At 64.4% G+C, this 2394-nt stretch carries 1 protein-coding gene and 1 pseudogene; one reads left to right on the top strand and one right to left on the bottom strand.

The genetic code is table 11. The features are described from left to right. Positions 1–191: pseudogene (locus ABF821_RS20785) on the bottom strand (hypothetical protein); the annotation flags it as partial. Between the two features lie 446 nt (positions 192–637). Here ABF821_RS20785 and ABF821_RS20780 point away from each other — a divergent pair. After that, positions 638–1654 (top strand): adenosine kinase, encoded by a 1017-nt coding sequence (locus ABF821_RS20780; RefSeq protein WP_415531443.1) that lies wholly within the window; start codon positions 638–640, stop codon positions 1652–1654. Positions 1655–2394: the final 740 nt, after the last annotated feature.

Below are 2394 nucleotides of genomic sequence, written 5' to 3'. Positions count from 1 at the left end.
GTCTCCTTGGGCGATTGGGGGAGGGAAGGGGTGCCGGTTGCCGGCGTCGCGCCCTGGCGGACGGGCGTGGCACCGGCGGGCGGGGCCGGGAACTCGATCTGCGAACCTGCCGGCCGGCCGGTGGATGATGACGCGCCGACAGGCGGCTTCGCGTCTTCCGGCTTGGGTTTTTTTCTGGAGAACAAAAGCATACCCCGCTGCTGTCGAAGGTGAAGCCGCGCATGGCCCGGCGATCGGAACACGGTTGGTTCCCGAACGCATCCGGAAAACCGGTGTCTGGAACGATTAAGGATTACACGCGCGGGTGAGGTCGGAAAAGCGGGAAGCTGCAACTTTACGAACAAGAAATGCAACCATTGCGACCCCGCAGCCCCGGTGATAGAGCCTGACCGCGGATGCGGGCTGGCGGCGTGTCCTCCGCGCGTTTCCCGCGCTTCGGTGCTCATGGCCAATCAGGGCCACTTCGCGCCGATGTTCGGAAACACATGTCGGGCGCGGCCCGATACGGGCCGCTCTCGCGCGCCAGCCCCCATTTTCGGTCAGGCTCTTGGCGAGGGGACTGTCTGTACGACAATCTTGGTGATTTGATGGCGGGCCGGCCACGCAGTTTCGCCGGTGCGCGTGGGAGAAGAATGGAATGTCTGTGACGGGTGCTGGCAGCGCGGCCGAATGCCGCTTCGATCTGCTGGGGATCGGCAATGCGATCATCGATGTTCTGGCACCGGTCGAACCGGATTTCCTGACCCAGCAGGACATGATTCCGGGCAGCATGAAACTGATCGACGCCGAACAGGCCGAAAAACTCTACGGCCTGGTCCATCGCGAGCGCGAGATGGGCGGCGGTTCGGCGGCCAATACATGCGTGGTGGCGGCCAATCTGGGCGCGCGCGTCGCGTATCTGGGCAAGGTGGCCGACGATGCGCCGGGCCGCACCTTTGCCGCCGACCTTCAGCAGTCGGGTGTCTATTTTCCGTCGTCGTTCCTGAATGGCCAGGCGGGGCGCGAGCAGCCGACGGCGCGCTGCCTGGTGATGGTGACGCCGGACGGCCAGCGGACGATGAACACCTATCTGGGCGCGTGCGTGACCTTCGGGCCGGAGGATGTGCTGGCCGACGTGGTGGCCGACGCGCATGTGACCTATCTGGAAGGCTATCTGTTCGACCCGCCGCACGCGCAGGAGGCTTTCCGCCAGGCGGCGGCGCTGGCGCATGCGGCCGAACGGCGGGTGGCGCTGTCGCTGTCCGACCCGTTCTGCGTCGCGCGGCATCGCGATGCCTTCCGCGAACTGGTGCATGGGCATATCGACATCCTGTTCGCCAACGAGGAGGAAATCTGCTCGCTGTACCAGACCGAGGATTTCACGACCGCGATGAACCAGGCGGCCGCCGATACGCATTTCGCGGTGCTGACGCGCTCGGGGCAGGGCAGCGTGATCATCCGGGGCGACGAGCGGATCGACGTGGCGCCGGTGGCGACGCAGGTGATCGACACCACCGGCGCGGGCGATGCCTATGCCGCCGGATTCCTCGCCGGCTGGACCTCGGGGCGTACGCTGGCCGAATGCGGGCGGCTGGGCAGCGTCGCGGCCTCCGAGATCATCTCGCATTACGGGGCGCGCCCGCTGGTGAACCTGCAACAGGACATGGAACTCTGATCTTCTGCCTCCGGAATGCATCGGTGCGTTCCGGAGGCAGGGCGATGAGAGGGGGATCGATCTGGCGGTGCGGAACGATCCGCTTGGTGTCGCCGCCGGTATCGTGGCGCGTGCGGGACGCATGTGGCCCGCATGTGGCCGGTGGGGGCGGGAAGGGTTTTCTCGCGGCGTCTGGCGTGCCCGTGGCGGTGTCCGCTGGCGGCCTATGCATTCTGACGGCGGCTGAACGGGAGAGGCCCGGCGTGGGTAACGGGGTGGCGCGTCGTCCGCTGGCCGGGCGGCGGCAGCTCATGCGCGCGCGGGAGGCGGGCCGGCGGCGGCTTCGGTATCCGCGCTGGCGACCCGCGGCAGCTCATGCGCGCGCGCGGGAGGCGGGGAGAGCGATCCGGGCCGATGGCGCGGCCAAGGCGGATCGACGGCGGGGGCACGCGGCCTGTTGCGGCCGACAGGATGCACCGTGTCGTGGCGGAATAATAACAATAAAAATACGTCTTATCAGTATGTTGTGTTGGTATTTTGACTTGTAGACGCCTGAAACGGTTTGGATTCTACAAACCGTTAGATACAAACCCTGAGACATAGTAACGAGAGGGGGTCATTTGCTCTTCTTCTTGCGCATGGCTGATGATCGTTCATGTCAGAAGCGCGCATGTGGAAATGGAATATGTTCCTTTTCAGTATGTTATAGGGAATTTTGAAAATTTCTTTTCATCTTGTGTATAATTAACAATATATAGGAG

The organism is Gluconacetobacter sp. (assembly GCF_047721585.1).
In the GTDB taxonomy this organism is placed as follows: domain Bacteria; phylum Pseudomonadota; class Alphaproteobacteria; order Acetobacterales; family Acetobacteraceae; genus Gluconacetobacter; species Gluconacetobacter dulcium.
This window is presented reverse-complemented; position numbering and strand designations above follow the sequence as displayed.

Coding starts and splice junctions, on each gene's coding strand:
- ABF821_RS20780 (WP_415531443.1), top strand. CDS start 638: ATGTCTGTGACGGGTGCTGGCAGCGCGGCCGAATGCCGCTTCGATCTG.